Source organism: Corynebacterium sp. MSK006 (assembly GCF_030232385.1).
Taxonomy (GTDB): domain Bacteria; phylum Actinomycetota; class Actinomycetes; order Mycobacteriales; family Mycobacteriaceae; genus Corynebacterium; species Corynebacterium frankenforstense_A.
Map to the genome: position 1 here is coordinate 14,223 of NZ_JASPJZ010000024.1, position 16,110 is coordinate 30,332.

A 16,110-nucleotide genomic window follows, 5' to 3' on the forward strand; every position below is an offset into this window, starting at 1 on the left:
AAAATACCCCCGTATGTGTGTGAAGTGTTAAAAGATGTTACCAGTATTTTCCCAGCTAAATCGGGCACAACCGGACAAACACGTGAATACGGGCTTTAACGTCTTTACCCCCGGTCACAGCGAAAAGTAATATTCTCCCTAATCCCGATCCGTCTCCCTATGACTGTGAAAGAGAAAAGCACCATGAAGCTCAGAAAGATCGTGACGGTGCTCTCCGCCGGCGCGCTCGTGTTCGGTCTCGCCGCCTGCTCCAGTGACGGGGACAACGGCGGCAGCGGCGACTACGTGACCACCTACGGCACCGAGCCGCAGAACCCGCTGCTGCCGGCCGACACCAACGAGGTCGGCGGCGGCAACATCATCGACCTGGTCTTCTCGGGCCTCGTCTACTACGACGAGGAGGGCGAGGTCCACAACGACGTCGCCGAGTCCATCGAGTCGGATGACTCGCAGCACTACACCGTCAAGATCAAGGACGGCGAGACCTTCTCCGACGGCACCCCGGTCACCGCCGAGAGCTTCGTCAAGGCGTGGAACTACGCCGTGGAGAACTCCCAGAAGTCCGCGTACTTCTTCGAGCCGATCCTCGGCTTCGAGGAGGGGGCGTCGTCCATGGAGGGCCTCAAGGTCCAGGACGACCACACCTTCACCATCGAGCTGACCCAGCCGGAGTCCGACTTCGCCACGCGTCTGGGCTACTCCGCCTTCTACCCGCTGCCCGAGGTCGCCTACGACGACATGCAGGCCTTCGGCGAGAACCCCGTGGGCAACGGCCCCTACAAGCTGGAGTCCTGGAACCACAACCAGGACGCGACCGTCGTGCCCGACGAGAACTACGACGGCGACCGCAAGGCCCAGAACGACGGCGTCCAGTTCGTCTTCTACACCAACCCGGACGCGGCCTACGCCGACCTGCTCTCCGGCAACCTCGACGTCCTCGACGCCGTGCCGGACAGCGCCTTCTCCAGCTACGAGCAGGAGCTCGGCGACCGCTCGGTGAACAAGCCGGTCGCGATCTTCCAGTCGTTCACCATCAACTCCAACGAGGAGCACTTCTCCGGTGAGGAGGGCAAGCTGCGTCGCGAGGCGCTGTCGATGGCCATCGACCGCGAGGAGATCACCGACACGATCTTCCAGGGCACCCGCACCCCGGCGACCGACTTCACCTCTCCGGTCATCCCGGGCCACTCCGACTCGCTCGCGGGCAAGGAGGTCCTCGAGTTCAACCCGGAGAAGGCCAAGGAGCTGTGGAAGAAGGCCGACGAGATCTCCCCGTACTCCGGTGAGTTCACCATCGGCTACAACTCCGACGGCGGCCACCAGGCGTGGGTCGACGCGGTGACCAACCAGCTGCGCAACAACCTGGGCATCGACGCCAACGGCGCGCCGACCCCGGACTTCAAGACCCTGCGCGACGACATCGAGAACCGCACCATCAAGGGCGGCTTCCGCACCGGCTGGCAGGCCGACTACCCCTCGCTGGGCAACTTCCTCGAGCCGCTCTACGCCATCAACGGCGGCTCCAACGACGGCGACTACGCCAACAAGGCCTTCGACGACAAGCTGCGTCAGGCCGCCGGCGCCACCGACGCCGAGTCCGCGAACAAGTCCTACAACGAGGCCCAGGAGATCCTGCTCCAGGATCTGCCGGCCATCCCGCTGTGGTACGCCAACACCGTCGGCGGCTACTCGGAGAACGTCGACAACGTCGTCTTCTCCTGGAAGTCCGTGCCCCTCTACTACCAGATCACCAAGAAGTAACACCCCCGCGATAAAGGTCGACCATGCTCCGCTACACCGGTCGGCGGCTGCTGCAGATGATCCCCGTGTTCTTCGGGGCGACCCTGCTGCTCTACGCGATGGTGTTCCTGATGCCCGGAGACCCCGTCGAGGCACTCGGCGGGGATCGCGGGCTGTCTGACGCCGCGCGGGAGCGCATCACCGCCGAGTACAACCTCGACAAGCCGTTCCTCGTCCAGTACCTGCTCTACCTGAAGGGCATCGTGACCCTCGACTTCGGCACGACCTTCTCCGGTCGCCCCGTCTCCGAGGCGATGGCCAACGCCTTCCCCGTCACCATCAAGCTGGCGGTGATGGCACTGATCTTCGAGGCGGTCTTCGGCATCGCCTTCGGCCTGTTCGCGGGCATGCGCCGCGGCGGGATCTTCGACTCGACCGTCCTGGTCGTCTCGCTGTTCGTCATCGCGGTGCCCTCCTTCGTCATCGGCTTCGTGCTCCAGTTCGTCGTCGGCGTCAAGTGGGACCTGCTGCCGGTGACGGTGGGCAACCATGAGGACTTCATCTCCCTGCTCATGCCGGCCGTCGTCCTCGGCGCGCTCTCCTTCGCCTACGTGCTGCGCCTGACACGCCAGTCCGTCTCGGAGAACCTGCGCGCCGACTACGTGCGCACGGCCCGGGCCAAGGGCCTGGGCAAGGGGCAGGTCATGGTCCGCCACGTCCTGCGCAACTCGCTGATCCCGGTGGTGACCTTCCTCGGCGCCGATCTCGGCGCCCTGATGGGCGGCGCGATCGTCACCGAGGGCATCTTCGGCATCAACGGCGTGGGCGGCGCGATCTACCAGGCGATCCTGAAGGGCGAGCCGACCACGGTCGTCTCCTTCACCACCGTCCTGGTCATCGTCTACATCGTGGCCAACCTGCTCGTCGACCTCATCTACGCCGTGCTCGACCCGAGGATCCGCTATGCCTGACCGCCACGACATTCCCGAGACCGACGCCCGCGGCGCCGACGCCGGCGTCCACGCCGGCGCCCCGGCCGCCGACGAGCAGTTCTTCACCGCCCGCCGCGGCCAGGAGCACTTCATCGCCCACGGCGACGAGGCGGGCCTCGGCGCGGTCGACGCCGTCGCCGACGAGTCCGCGCCCGCCTCCCAGTGGGTCGTCGCCTGGCAGTACCTGCGCCGCCGGCCCCTGTTCTGGATCTCCGCGGTGCTCATCCTGCTCGCCGTGGTCACCGCGGCCTTCCCGGGGCTGTTCTCCGGTACCGACCCGCGCGCCTGCGACCTGGCCAACTCCCTGGCCGGGCCGAGCTCCGGGCACCCCTTCGGCTTCGACCGCCAGGGCTGCGACATCTACTCGCGCACCGTCCACGGCGCGCGCGCCTCGGTGTCCGTCGGCGTGCTGACCACCGTCGCGGTGGTCATCCTGGGCACCGCGATCGGCGCGGCCGCCGGCTTCTTCGGCGGCTTCCTGGACACCCTGCTGTCGCGCCTGACCGACATCTTCTTCGCCGTGCCGCTGGTGCTGGCCGCCATCGTCGTCATGCAGATGTTCAAGGAACACCGCACGATCATCACGGTCGTGGTCGTCCTGGCGCTCTTCGGCTGGACCAACATCGCGCGTATCACCCGCGGCGCGGTGATGAGCGTCAAGAACGAGGAGTACGTCACCGCGGCCCGCGCCCTGGGCGCCTCACGGATGTCGATCCTGCGCTCGCACATCCTGCCCAACGCCGCGGCCCCGATCATCGTCTACGCCACGGTCGCGCTCGGCACCTTCATCGTCGCCGAGGCCACGCTGTCCTTCCTGGGCATCGGCCTGCCGCCGACGGTGGTCTCCTGGGGCGGCGACATCTCGGCGGCGCAGGCCTCCCTGCGCACGCAGCCGATGGTGCTGTTCTGGCCGGCCATCGCGCTGGCGCTGACCGTGCTGAGTTTCATCATGATGGGCGACGTCGTTCGCGACGCCCTGGACCCGAAGGCGAGGCAGCGATGAGCCACCCGATCGACAGTGAGTACACCACGCGCACCGCACCCGAGGGGATCACGAGGCGGGACCCGGACACCCCGCTGCTCGAGGTCGACGACCTCCACGTCTCCTTCACCTCCTCGACCGGCGTGGTCGAGGCCGTGCGCGGCTTCAACCTGACCGTCTACCCGGGCCAGTCCGTGGCCATCGTCGGCGAGTCCGGCTCCGGCAAGTCCACCGCGGCGATGTCGCTGCTGGGCCTGCTGCCCGGCACCGGCAAGGTCACCGGCGGCTCCATCCGCTTCGACGGCCACGAGCTCGTCGGGCTCTCCGACAAGGAGATGCGGCACTACCGCGGCTCCGAGATCGGCCTGGTGCCCCAGGACCCGATGAGCAACCTCAACCCGGTCTGGCGCATCGGCACCCAGGTCGCTGAGGCGCTGAAGGCCAACAACGTCGTCCCGCACTCCGAGGTCGGCCGGCGCGTCGACCAGCTGCTCGAGGAGGCCGGCCTCGAGGGCGGGGGAGGCCGTGCCCGCCAGTACCCGCACGAGTTCTCCGGCGGCATGCGCCAGCGCGCGCTGATCGCCATCGGCCTGGCCGCCAACCCGCGCCTGCTCATCGCCGACGAGCCGACCTCCGCGCTCGACGTGACCGTGCAGAAGCGCATCCTCGACCACCTGGGCCGGCTCGCCCGCGAGCACCACACCGCCGTGCTGTTCATCACCCACGACCTGGGCCTGGCCGCCGAGCGTGCCGAGCACCTCGTGGTCATGCACCGCGGCCGCATCGTCGAGTCCGGGCCCAGCCTGGACATCCTGCGCGACCCGCAGCACCCCTACACCCGCCGCCTGGTCAAGGCCGCGCCCTCGCTGGCCTCCGCCCGTATCCAGACCGCCCGCGAGCAGGGCAAGGTCACCGACGAGATGCTGGCCAAGACCGTCGCCGCCGACGACGGCGCGGTCGACAAGGTCATCGAGGTCAAGAGGCTGACCAAGGAGTTCGACGTGCGCGGGCGCAAGGGAGGCAAGAAGACCCTGCGCGCCGTCGACGAGGTCTCCTTCTACGTCCGCCGCGGCACCACCACGGCACTGGTCGGCGAGTCCGGCTCAGGCAAGTCGACGGTGGCCAACATGGTCCTCGGCCTGCTCCAGCCGACCGCCGGCAAGGTCTTCCTCGGCGGACGCGACCTCGACGAACTGACCCCGAAGGAGAAGTTCGCCGTGCGCCGCCGCATGCAGGTCGTCTTCCAGAACCCCTACGGCTCGCTCGACCCGATGTTCTCGGTATACCGCTGCATCGAGGAACCGTTGACCACCCACAAGGTGGGCAACCGCAGGGAGCGCGAGCAGAAGGTCGCCGAGCTGCTAGACAAGGTCTCCCTGCCGCGCTCGGCGATGCGCCGCTACCCCAACGAGCTCTCCGGCGGCCAGCGCCAGCGCGTCGCCATCGCGCGTGCGCTCGCGCTCGACCCGGAGGTCCTCATCCTCGACGAGGCCGTCAGCGCGCTCGACGTGCTGGTGCAGAACCAGATCCTGACGCTTTTGGCCGGCCTCCAGCGCGACCTGGGCCTGAGCTACCTGTTCATCACCCACGACCTCGGCGTGGTCCGCCAGACCGCCGACGACGTCGTGGTCATGGAGAACGGCCGCCTCGTGGAGAAGGGCGGGGTGGACCAGATCTTCGACGCCCCCGCCCACGACTACACGCGCAACCTCATCGAGGCCGTCCCCGGCCTCGGCATCGAGCTGGGCACCGGCGAGCACCTCTAGCCCCGGCAGCGCGAAGCGCCCGCCTCCCGGAAGGGAGGCGGGCGCTGTGTCGTGCACTACGTCGCAGGTCGGCTGCGTCGGTGGGGCACGCGCGGCGTCGGCAATTGAATTTCCGACGCTGCGCGGGGCCGGCCTAGGCGATACCCTCGCGGCGCTTGAACTCGCGGCGGCGGGCGTGCAGGATCGGCTCGGTGTAGCCCGACGGCGACTCGGTGCCCTTGAGGATCAGGTCCTTGGCGGCCTGGAAGGCGATCGAGTAGTCGAAGTCGGCGGCCATCTCGCGGTAGTTCGGGTCGCCCTCGTTCTGCTTGTCGACGACCGCGGCCATGCGCTTGAGCGACTCGACGACCTGGTCTTCGGTGACCACGCCGTTGACGATCCAGTTGCACAGCAGCTGGGAGGAGATGCGCAGCGTGGCGCGGTCCTCCATCAGGTCGATGTCGTGGATGTCCGGGACTTTGGAGCAGCCCACGCCCTGCTCGACCCAGCGGACGACGTAGCCGAGGATGGACTGGCAGTTGTTGTCCATCTCCTGGCGCTTCTCCTCGTCGCTCCAGCCGGTGTCGGCGGCGACCGGGACGGTCAGCAGGTCACGCAGCGTGTCGCGGCGGCCGGCGGCCAGCAGCTCCTTCTGCACCTCCTTGACGTCCACGCGGTGGTAGTGGGTGGCGTGCAGGGTCGCGCCGGTGGGGGAGGGCACCCACGCGGTGTTCGCGCCCTCGCGCGGCTGGCCGATCTTCTCCTTGAGCATGTCGGCCATCAGCTCGGTCTTAGCCCACATGCCCTTGCCGATCTGGGCGCGGCCGAACAGGCCGCGGGCCAGGCCGGCGTCGACGTTGTTGTCCTCGTAGGCGATCTTCCAGGGCGCGGTCTGCAGGTCCGGCTTGCGCACCATGGCGCCGGCGTACATCGAGGTGTGGATCTCGTCGCCGGTGCGGTCCAGGAAGCCGGTGTTGATGAAAGCGACGCGGTCCGGGGTGGCGGCGATGCAGGCGTCGAGGTTGACCGAGGTGCGGCGCTCCTCGTCCATGACGCCGACCTTCAGCGTGTTCTTCGGCAGCTCGAGCAGCTCCTCGACGCGGCCGAAGAGCTGGTCGGTGAAGGCGACCTCGTCCGGGCCGTGCTGCTTCGGCTTGACGATGTAGATCGAGCCGGTGCGCGAGTTGCGGTGCGGGTTGTCCTTGCGGGCGCCCGGGATGGCGCAGGCGGCGGTGACGACAGCGTCCATGATGCCCTCGAAGACCTCCCCGCCGTCGACGAGGATGGCCGGGTTGGTCATCAGGTGGCCGACGTTGCGCACCAGCAGCATCGAGCGGCCGTGGAGGCGGACGGTCGAGCCGGTGCGGGAGAAGTACTCGCGGTCGTCGTTGAGCTTTCGGGTGAAGGTGCGGCCGTTCTTGGTGATCTCCTCGGTCAGGTCGCCCTTGTTCAGGCCGAACCAGTTGCGGTAGCCGAGGGTCTTGTCGGTGCCGTCGACGGCGGCCACGGAGTCCTCGAAGTCCATGATCGTGGAGACCGCGGACTCCATGATGATGTCCTCGACGCCGGCCTTGTCGTCCTTGCCGATCTGCGAGGACGGGTTGATCATCAGGATGATGTGCAGGCCGTTGTTGCGCAGCACGATCGAGGCCGGGTCCGAGATGTCGCCGGTGAAGCCGCGGTAGGCGGTCTTGTCGACGAGCGGGTAGCACTCGCCCTTGACGCGGCCGCACAGGTGGCCCTCGAGGACGTCGTAGCGCTCGACGTCGGAGTGGCTGGCGCCGACCAGGGGCAGGACCTCGTCGAGGAACTTGCGGCCCCAGGCGATGACCTTCTTGCCGCGTTCCGGGTTGTAGCCCTTGCCCTTCTCCGCGCCCGGGGTCTCCGGGATCGCGTCGGTGCCGTAGAGGGCGTCGTAGAGGGAGCCCCAGCGCGCGTTCGCGGCGTTGATGGCGAAGCGGGCGTTGAGGATCGGGACGACCAGCTGCGGGCCGGCGACGCGGGCGAACTCGTCGTCCAGGTCGGCGGTGCGGATCTCCACGCCCTCGGCGGGGGCGTCCTCGAGGTAGCCGATCTTGCGCAGGAACTGCTCGTGCTCGGCGGGGTCGGGCCGTCCGGGGTTCTCGCGGTAGTACTCGTCGAAGGCGCGCTGCAGCTCGTCGCGGCGGGCCAGCAGCTCCTTGTTGCGAGGGGTCAGGTCGCGGATGATGGCGGCGAAACCCTCCCAGAACTTCTCCCGGTCGCTGCCGATCTCGGGCAGCACCTCGTCGTCGATGAAGTCGCGCAGCACACGATCGACCTGGAGGCCTGCCACTTCGACGTAGTCGTAGCTGTCCGTCGTGGGGGACGGCTGATTCTGGGACATCTCGCACTCCTTAAAGAGGGACGGGGTCAGTTCGGTGGGGGAAGGCTGGATGGTAGGACACCATAGCCGGGTGTCTGTGTCCGAGTGCCTGGTTCAGGATCATAAGTGAATCAGGTCACGTACAAAAGGGCGGGGGTAGTTCGCAGCGTTGGCACCCCCGCTTATCGGACGGGCCTGAGGGTGGGCTTCGGGTGGGGTGACAGGTGGGTCATGTTGCTTATTTAGCTCGGATTTCGGTGATCGGTGCAGGCTGTCACTTTGGTAGTACGGGGGCGGCGAGAAGGGTAATACCAAAAACTTCGCAAAGTTAGCATGTGGGTGGGTCACCCCCGCGCACCGATTTACTCGGTCCGAAGGTTGACGTGGGTCTCGGCACCTGCCAATCTGTGAACCACGCCACGCGGAGAGCGTGACGGCCCCGCAGGAGGGGCTCACCGAGACCCATCACCTTCGTTCCCCAAGGACTGAAGGTGTCCCGGAACATCACAAGTAAGGACGTGATCGGAAGATGACCGAAACCGGCAAGGCCCGCACCGCTGCAGAGATCCAGAAGGACTGGGACACCAACCCCCGCTGGGCGCAGGTGACCCGCGACTACACCGCCGAGCAGGTGGAGGCCCTCCAGGGCACCGTCGTCGAGGAGCACACCCTCGCCCGCCGCGGCGCCGAGATCCTCTGGGACGAGATCAACAAGGGCGACGGCCACTACATCAACGCCCTCGGTGCGCTGACCGGTAACCAGGCCGTCCAGCAGGTCCGCGCCGGCCTGCGCGCCGTGTACCTCTCCGGCTGGCAGGTCGCCGGCGACGCCAACCTGGCGGGCCAGACCTACCCGGACCAGTCGCTGTACCCGGCCAACTCCGTGCCGAACGTCGTCCGCCGCATCAACAACGCGCTGTCGCGTGCGGACCAGGTCGCCCGCCTCGAGGGTGACGACTCCGTGGACAACTGGCTGCGCCCGATCGTCGCCGACGCCGAGGCCGGCTTCGGTGGCGCCCTGAACGTCTTCGAGCTGCAGAAGGCGATGATCAACGCCGGCGCCGCCGGCACCCACTGGGAGGACCAGCTGGCCTCCGAGAAGAAGTGCGGCCACCTGGGCGGCAAGGTCCTGATCCCGACCCAGCAGCACATCCGCACCCTGAACTCGGCCCGCCTGGCGGCCGACGTCGAGAACACCCCGACCGTGATCGTCGCCCGCACCGACGCCGAGGCCGCCACCCTGCTGACCTCCGACGTCGACGAGCGCGACCACGAGTTCCTCACCGGTGAGCGTTCCGCCGAGGGCTACTACTACGTGAAGAACGGCATCGAGCCCTGCATCGCCCGTGCCAAGTCCTTCGCCCCCTACGCGGACATCATCTGGATGGAGACCGGCACCCCGGACCTGGGCCTGGCCAAGCAGTTCGCCGAGGCCGTCAAGGCCGAGTACCCGGACCAGCTCCTGGCCTACAACTGCTCGCCGTCCTTCAACTGGTCGAAGCACCTCTCCGAGGAGGACATCGCCCGCTTCCAGAAGGAGCTGGGCCAGATGGGCTTCGCCTTCCAGTTCATCACCCTGGCCGGCTTCCACGCCCTCAACTACGGCATGTTCGACCTGGCCTACGGCTACGCCCGCGACGGCATGACCTCCTTCGTCGACCTGCAGAACCGCGAGTTCAAGGCCGCCGAGGAGCGTGGCTTCACCGCCGTCAAGCACCAGCGCGAGGTCGGCGCCGGCTACTTCGACGCCGTGGCCACCACCGTCGACCCGAACTCCTCGACCACCGCCCTGAAGGGCTCCACCGAGGAGGGCCAGTTCTAGGAATCCCCGGAACCGCCGCCTGACCGGCAGCACGACAGTGCGCCACCCGGCCTAAAGGACCGGCCCGCCCCGCTTCACGCGGGTGGCGGGCCGGTCCTTCGCCGTTCGAGGGGAGTCCGCCGACTCGCCGCACGCGGGCGGTCCGCCGGACAATCGGACCGGTCGCCGAAGCACAGACCCCGAGACATCTGAAGCACCTGAGCTATCTGAGCCATCTGAAGTAGAGGAGCGCCACCATGACCGAGAACATCACCTTCATCCCCACCGCCGACCTCGTCGACATCATCGGCGCCGAGGAGGCGCGCAGCTGCAACACCCAGTTCCGCCTCATCGGCGGACGCAAGGAGTTCTGCGGGCGCATCACCACGGTGCGTTGCCACCAGGACAACGGCCTGGTCAAGAAGATCCTGAACACCGACAACCCCGGCGGCGTGCTCGTCATCGACGGCGGCGGATCGCTGCACACCGCCCTGATCGGCGACATGATCGCCGCCGCCGGCCGCGACCACGGCTGGGCCGGCGTGATCGCCCACGGCGCCTGCCGCGACTCCGCGGTCATCGCCGAGATGGACTTCGGCCTGAAGGCCCTGGGCACCAACCCGCGCAAGTCCGGCAAGACCGGCGAGGGCGAGAAGGACGTCACCGTCGGCTTCGGCGGCGTCGACTTCGTGCCCGGCCACTACCTCTACGCCGACGCCGACGGCATCGTCGTCACCGAGGAGCCGGTCGAGCCGAAGGAGTAGAGGCGGCCGGCTGAACCGGGGGAATCGGGGGCGGGCCCGGTGTCGGGGGAGGAGCCGGCCCGGCGTCGGGGAGGGGGACCGACGGTCAGCCGCGGGAGGCGTCTTCGGCGGCCTCGCCGGGCTCCGCGGAATGCCGGGCCTCGGCGGCCTCCCGGGCCTCGGCGGCCTCGGCGGCCTCGGCGGCGCGGACCTGCTCGGCCGTCGGCTCGTGGTCACCGCTCATGCCGACCTGCAGGTCCTTATCGGGGATCTCGTTGATCCGGCCCGAGTCGACCTTGTAGCGGTAGCCCAGGATCTCCGCGCGCAGCATGCGCGCGAGGAAGTAGAGCCCCAGCAGGTTCGGGATCGCCATGAGGAAGAACGAGGCGTCGGCGAAGGTGATCACCGCGTCGAGCGAGGCCGCCGCGCCGAGCACCGGGCCGATCAGCCAGACGGCCTTGAAGCCGCCGCGCACGGCCGGGCGGTCGCCCATGAGGTAGACCGCCGCCTGCTCGCCGTAGTAGCCGTACGCCAGCACCGTGGAGAACCCGAACAGGGCCACGGCCACGGAGAGCAGGTAGGGGAACCAGGAGGCCACCGTGGCGAAGGCGGTGGCGGTCAGCTCCACGCCCTCAGCGTCGGCCCCGGCGCCCTCGTGGACGCCGGTGACCACGATCGCCGTGGCGGTGAGCATGCACACGAACACCGAGTCGATGAAGGGCTCCCACATCGCGACGTAGCCCTCACTGGCGGGCTTCTTCGTCTTCGACGCCGCGTGGGCGTAGCCGGCGGTGCCCACACCGGCGGCGTTGGAGAACAGCGCGCGCTGGATGCCGATGACGGCCACGCCGACCACGCCGCCGGCCACGCCCTCGCCGGTGAAGACGTTGCTGACCATCGCCGCGAGCGCCTCGGGCACCGCGGAGACGTTCGCGCCGAGGACGGCCAGCACGCTGATCAGGTACACCGCGGCCATCGCCGGGGTGATCCGGCCGGTCCAGCGGCCCACCGACGTCGCGCCGCCGACGAGCACCGCGCCCATGAGCACGGCGATGACCACGCCGATGATCCAGTTGTGGTCCTGCAGCAGATCACTGCCGGAGCTGCTCGCGACGATCGCGGCGACCTGGTTGGACTGGAAGAGGTCCGCCCCGTAGAGGCCGAGGAGGGTGAACAGGGCGTAGAGCCAGGCCAGCGCGGCACCCAGGCGCGGCCAGCCGATGTCGCGCAGGCCGTCGCGCAGGTAGTACATCGGCCCGCCGATGACCACGCCGTCGTCGCGGATGCTGCGGTACTTCACCGACAGGGTGGCCTCGGCCATCTTCACGCTCATGCCGACCAGGCCGAAGGCGGCGATCCACAGCGCGGAGCCGGGCCCTCCGACGGAGACCGCGACGGCCACGCCGGCGATGTTGCCCAGGCCGACCGTCGAGGACAGCTCGGTGGCCAGGGCCTGGAAACTGGAGATCTCGCCGGGGTCGGTCTTGGCGTTGAACCGGCCGCGGATGACCTTCAGCGAGTGCCTGATGCCCGTCACCGGCTGGAACTTCAGCCACACGGTGAAGAAGGCCGCCGCGACCATCAGCCACAGCACGATCAGGGGGACCCCGCCGAAGACGGGGATCTCCGCGAAGACGATCGCGGAGAGGACGTCGGCCACGGGGCCGACGACTGACTCGACTAGCTCGTCAATATCTGGCATTTGAAATCACCGGAAATTAAATCTGAGAATACGGTCACATAAACGGTAACGCGTATGGCGGCCCGGGGCAGGGGGTAGGGGGCCGTACCCGGTTATTCCGGTGTGGTGCGGCGCCGGCTGGTGTGGTGGCGGCGGGGTGGTGGTCCGGGTCAGCCGGCGGGGGTGAGCACGACGTCGTCGGCCCACTCGAGCTCGATGCCGCGGTCGGCCAGCCAGGCCATCGGGTCGTCGGCGTGGCGGGTGATGCCGTCGACGGCCTCGAGCGTGGTGGTGATCGCCTGCTCGGCCTCCTCGCAGGAGATGAACCCGGCGGAGGTGGCGGCGGCGAGCTCGTCGATGTCCTGGACGTCGACCGGGCGGCCGGCCGTCGAGATCAGGTCGACGTAGAGGTCCCGGGTGGACCACACTCCGCCCTCGGCCTCGATGGCGGCGACGTCGAAGTAGTACTCCTGGTCGGCAGGCACGCCGGGGCGGAAGTGGAAGATGTTGGCGCGCAGGTTCAGTTCCGGCAGCAGCCAGGACTCCAGGTAGCCGAACTTCGGGTGGTCCGCGCCGCGGGCCATGTAGAGGCCGAAGTCGGTGACCCGGTAGGTGTCCACCTCGCGGAGGAAGCCCTTCGGGTCGGTGTTCGTGCGCGAGTCCGTGTCGAAGGTCTCGCGCTTGACGGGGTGCAGGTCAGCCATGGTCGGTCACCTTCCCGGGAGGAACGCTGCGGTGGGCTGGAACGTGCAGGGGCCGTCGCCGGTGTGGACGGTCCCGTCGAGGACGGCGACGACCGGGCCCTCGCCCGTGTCCGCCACCCCGGAGACCGTCGCCGGCCCCTCGGGGTTGATGCCGTGGTTGCCCAGCGGGGTCGCGCCGTGGGCCAGGGTGGCCAGGTTCGCCCAGCGCACCTGCATGCCGCCCTGCTCGGGCGCCGCCGGGGCGGTGCCCATGGCGGTGAACAGGAACGTCGTCTGGCCCGGCGCCGCGCCGGGGGCGGGGATGTGCGCCGGCCCGCGCACGGCCAGGGCACTGCCGACGGAGTCGAGCTGGCCGCCGATGCAGTTGCCCGCCACCGTCGGCCAGTAGAACTGCTTGAACGGCGGGGCGTCGGCCGGCATGGCCACCCCGCCGCTGCCCTCGCCGGCGAAGTAGGCGACCGCGCTGAGCAGCACGTCGCGCACCTCCGGCGGGATCCACGGCTGGCGGGCGAACTCGCGGACCTGCTCCAGGATCTCCGGGCGCGGCCGGCCCAGTTCGTCGAGCGGGTTGGCGAACTGCAGGCCCGGGCCCGAGGAGAGCACCGGCAGCTCGACGCCGGCGGAACCGGCGGGCAGCAGGTGCGCGGGCGCCGGGGAAACCGGCGCCGGGGCGGAGGACCCCGGCAGAACGGGCAGGGCCTGCGCGGCGGGAGTGACCAGGCCGGCGCCGGCCACGGTGAGCGCCGCGACGGCGGCGAGCGCGCCGCGGGAGGCCCGCGTCGCCCGGGGCGGGCGGGCGTGACGGGCGCGGCCCCTGGTGCGGGACGTGCGGCGTGCGGATGCGTTCGACGCGGTCAAGCCTTCAGATCCTTCGGCGGTCGGCGGAGTCATCCGGGTCTCGGCCGCGGCGTGTCTCGACGGGGCGACCGCGAAACCACGCCACAGCGATAACTCAGATAACAGCAGTAACTTCTCTAACAATATTCACATTTTTCGGCGAGTCAACCGCTCTCGGGTTCAAAACTTCGCTAGCGGGAGGCGCCTGTACCCGTACCGTCGCCGCCGCCGGGTCCCGCGTTACCCCGCGCAGGGCGGGAAAGCCGTCCCGGGAGCCGGGGCCGGACGCGGACCGCGGCGCGCACGGCGCTGTTCCGCAGTGCGGCAGGGGGCCGCCACGGGCGCTCCGCGCGGCGTCGGAAAGCGGCCGCGCAGCGGCCGGGCACTAGCCCGCCGGAAGGGGCGCGGCGACGCCGCGGCGACGGGGCGTCGGCGAGCGACATGCGTCAACGGGGCAAGGGGGAGTAGGGTATCAAGCCGATCAAGTCCCCCTTTTCCAATTCTTTAGGAGCACTCCGTCAGTGTCGCACCCTGAGTTCCGCAATGTCGCCATCGTCGCCCACGTCGACCACGGCAAGACCACCCTCGTCAACGCCATGCTCGAGCAGTCGGGCGCGTTCGGCGACCACGGCGAGGTTGCCGACCGAGTGATGGACTCCGGAGACCTGGAGAAGGAGAAGGGCATCACCATCCTCGCCAAGAACACGGCCATCCACCGCAAGGGCCTGGGCAAGGACGGCACCGACCTCATCATCAACGTCATCGACACCCCCGGCCACGCCGACTTCGGCGGCGAGGTCGAGCGCGGCCTGTCCATGGTCGACGGCGTGGTCCTCCTCGTCGACGCCGCCGAGGGCCCGCTGCCGCAGACCCGCTTCGTGCTGGGCAAGGCCCTGGCCGCCAAGCTGCCGGTGATCATCCTGGTCAACAAGACCGACCGCCCCGACGCCCGCATCGACGAGGTCGTCGAGGAGTCCCAGGACCTCCTGCTCGAGCTCGCCTCCGGCCTGGAGGACCCCGAGGCCGCCGAGGCTGCCGAGCAGCTGCTCGACCTGCCGGTGCTCTACGCCTCCGGCCGCGAGGGTAAGGCCTCCACCGAGAACCCGGGCAACGGCAACGTTCCGGACTCCGCGGACCTGCAGCCCCTCTTCGACGTCATCTACAACGTGCTGCCCGAGCCGACCGCCACCATCGACGCGCCGCTGCAGGCCCACGTGACCAACCTGGACTCCAGCTCCTTCCTCGGCCGCCTCGGCCTGGTCCGCGTCCACGCCGGCACCCTGCGCAAGGGCCAGCAGGTCGCCTGGATCCACTACGACCCCGAGGGCGGCGAGCACGTCAAGACCGTCAAGATCGCCGAGCTGCTGCGCACCGAGGGTGTGGACCGCGTGCCGGCCGAGGAGGTCATCGCCGGTGACATCGCCGCCGTCTCCGGCATCGACGAGATCATGATCGGCGACACCCTCGCCGACGTCGACAACCCCGTCGCCCTGCCGCGCATCACCGTCGACGAGCCCGCCATCTCCATGACCATCGGCGTCAACACCTCACCGATGGCCGGCCGCGGCGGCGGCGACAAGCTGACCGCCCGCCTGGTCAAGTCCCGCCTCGAGCAGGAGCTGATCGGCAACGTCTCCCTGCGCGTCAACCCGACCGAGCGCCCCGACACCTGGGAGGTCCAGGGCCGCGGCGAGATGGCGCTGTCCGTGCTCGTCGAGACCATGCGCCGCGAGGGCTTCGAGCTGACCGTGGGCAAGCCGCAGGTGGTCACCAAGACCGTCGACGGCAAGCTTAACGAGCCCTACGAGCACACCGTCATCGACATCCCCTCGGACTACCAGGGCCCGGTCACCCAGCTGATGGCCGCCCGCAAGGGCCAGATGCTGTCGATGGACACCAACCCCGGCTCCAACTGGATCCGCATGGAGTACCGCGTGCCCGCCCGCGGCCTGATCGGCTTCCGCACCACCTTCATGACGGAGACCCGCGGCACCGGCATCGTCAACTCCTACTCCGACGGCTTCGACGTCTGGGCCGGCGAGATCAAGGGCCGCCCGTCCGGCTCGCTGGTCGCCGACCGCAGTGGCCAGGTCACCGCCTACGCCCTGCAGCAGCTGGCCGACCGCGGCAGCTTCTTCGTCGAGCCCGGCGCGGAGACCTACGAGGGCATGGTCGTCGGCGCGAACAACCGCGACGAGGACATGGACGTCAACATCACCAAGGAGAAGAAGCTGACCAACATGCGTTCGGCCACCGCCGACGCCACGGTCACCCTCTCCAAGGCGCACACCCTCTCCCTGGACGAGGCCATGGAGTTCTGCGGCAACGACGAGTGCGTCGAGGTCTGCCCCGACGTGCTGCGCGTGCGCAAGCTCGTCCTCTCCGCCACCGAGCGCGGCCGTGCCCGCGCCCGCGAGAAGGCGCGTAACAAGTAGGGGCCGCGGGCTGGCGCCCGCGCCCCGGGGATAAGGGCGGCGTCGCTGGGGACAAGGACGGCGCCGCCAGGGGAGTGGCAGCAAGGCGCGCGTCGGTGAATCCCTG

General features: G+C 69.0%; 11 protein-coding genes. 7 read left to right on the forward strand and 4 right to left on the reverse strand.

All coding sequences use genetic code 11. The features are described 5' to 3' along the window. Positions 1 to 183: 183 nt before the first annotated feature. The 4 genes from QQA02_RS11020 to QQA02_RS11035 are packed head-to-tail and all read left to right on the forward strand — an operon-like array spanning position 184 to position 5,480. The gene (locus QQA02_RS11020; protein ID WP_284864316.1) at positions 184 to 1,761 is read left to right on the forward strand and encodes a peptide ABC transporter substrate-binding protein; all 1,578 of its coding nucleotides are present in this window, start codon (positions 184 to 186) and stop codon (positions 1,759 to 1,761) included. Between the two features lie 23 nt (positions 1,762 to 1,784). Continuing rightward, positions 1,785 to 2,711 (forward strand): ABC transporter permease, encoded by a 927-nt coding sequence (locus QQA02_RS11025; RefSeq protein WP_075663603.1) that lies wholly within the window; start codon positions 1,785 to 1,787, stop codon positions 2,709 to 2,711. Further along, positions 2,704 to 3,735 (forward strand): ABC transporter permease, encoded by a 1,032-nt coding sequence (locus QQA02_RS11030; protein WP_284864317.1) that lies wholly within the window; start codon positions 2,704 to 2,706, stop codon positions 3,733 to 3,735. Before QQA02_RS11025 ends, QQA02_RS11030 begins: the two co-directional genes overlap by 8 nt. Next, positions 3,732 to 5,480: a dipeptide ABC transporter ATP-binding protein gene (locus tag QQA02_RS11035; RefSeq protein WP_284864318.1), complete on the forward strand. Its 1,749-nt coding sequence runs from the start codon at positions 3,732 to 3,734 to the stop codon at positions 5,478 to 5,480. The genes QQA02_RS11030 and QQA02_RS11035 overlap by 4 nt, the downstream gene beginning before the upstream one ends. A gap of 133 nt (positions 5,481 to 5,613) precedes the next feature. Here the strand turns inward: QQA02_RS11035 and glcB are convergent, their stop codons facing one another. Continuing rightward, on the reverse strand, positions 5,614 to 7,824 hold the full coding sequence (glcB, locus tag QQA02_RS11040; RefSeq protein ID WP_284864319.1) for a malate synthase G: 2,211 nt from the start codon (positions 7,822 to 7,824) through the stop codon (positions 5,614 to 5,616). Between the two features lie 508 nt (positions 7,825 to 8,332). On the opposite strand from glcB, the gene aceA reads away from it, so the two are divergent. After that, positions 8,333 to 9,625 carry an isocitrate lyase gene (gene aceA, locus QQA02_RS11045; protein WP_284772942.1) on the forward strand — a complete coding sequence of 431 codons (1,293 nt, stop codon included), beginning with the start codon at positions 8,333 to 8,335 and terminating at the stop codon, positions 9,623 to 9,625. A 236-nt stretch (positions 9,626 to 9,861) separates the two neighbouring features. Beyond that, positions 9,862 to 10,368, forward strand: coding sequence for a ribonuclease E activity regulator RraA (gene rraA / locus QQA02_RS11050; RefSeq protein ID WP_284864320.1), 507 nt, complete (start codon positions 9,862 to 9,864; stop codon positions 10,366 to 10,368). Positions 10,369 to 10,453: 85 nt separating this feature from the next. Here the strand turns inward: rraA and QQA02_RS11055 are convergent, their stop codons facing one another. The 3 genes from QQA02_RS11055 to QQA02_RS11065 all read right to left on the reverse strand — a co-directional run bounded on the left by QQA02_RS11055 (position 10,454) and on the right by QQA02_RS11065 (position 13,452). Then, on the reverse strand, positions 10,454 to 12,049 hold the full coding sequence (locus QQA02_RS11055) for an alanine/glycine:cation symporter family protein (RefSeq protein ID WP_284772946.1): 1,596 nt from the start codon (positions 12,047 to 12,049) through the stop codon (positions 10,454 to 10,456). Between the two features lie 149 nt (positions 12,050 to 12,198). Then, positions 12,199 to 12,732, reverse strand: a complete 534-nt coding sequence (locus tag QQA02_RS11060) for a ribonuclease FAU-1 family protein (RefSeq protein WP_284772947.1) — start codon at positions 12,730 to 12,732, stop codon at positions 12,199 to 12,201. 6 nt (positions 12,733 to 12,738) lie between these two features. Further along, positions 12,739 to 13,452 carry an Rv1157c family protein gene (locus tag QQA02_RS11065; RefSeq protein ID WP_423777735.1) on the reverse strand — a complete coding sequence of 238 codons (714 nt, stop codon included), beginning with the start codon at positions 13,450 to 13,452 and terminating at the stop codon, positions 12,739 to 12,741. 638 nt (positions 13,453 to 14,090) lie between these two features. Here QQA02_RS11065 and typA point away from each other — a divergent pair. After that, positions 14,091 to 16,004, forward strand: a complete 1,914-nt coding sequence (gene typA / locus QQA02_RS11070; RefSeq protein WP_284772951.1) for a translational GTPase TypA — start codon at positions 14,091 to 14,093, stop codon at positions 16,002 to 16,004. Positions 16,005 to 16,110 lie beyond the last annotated feature (106 nt).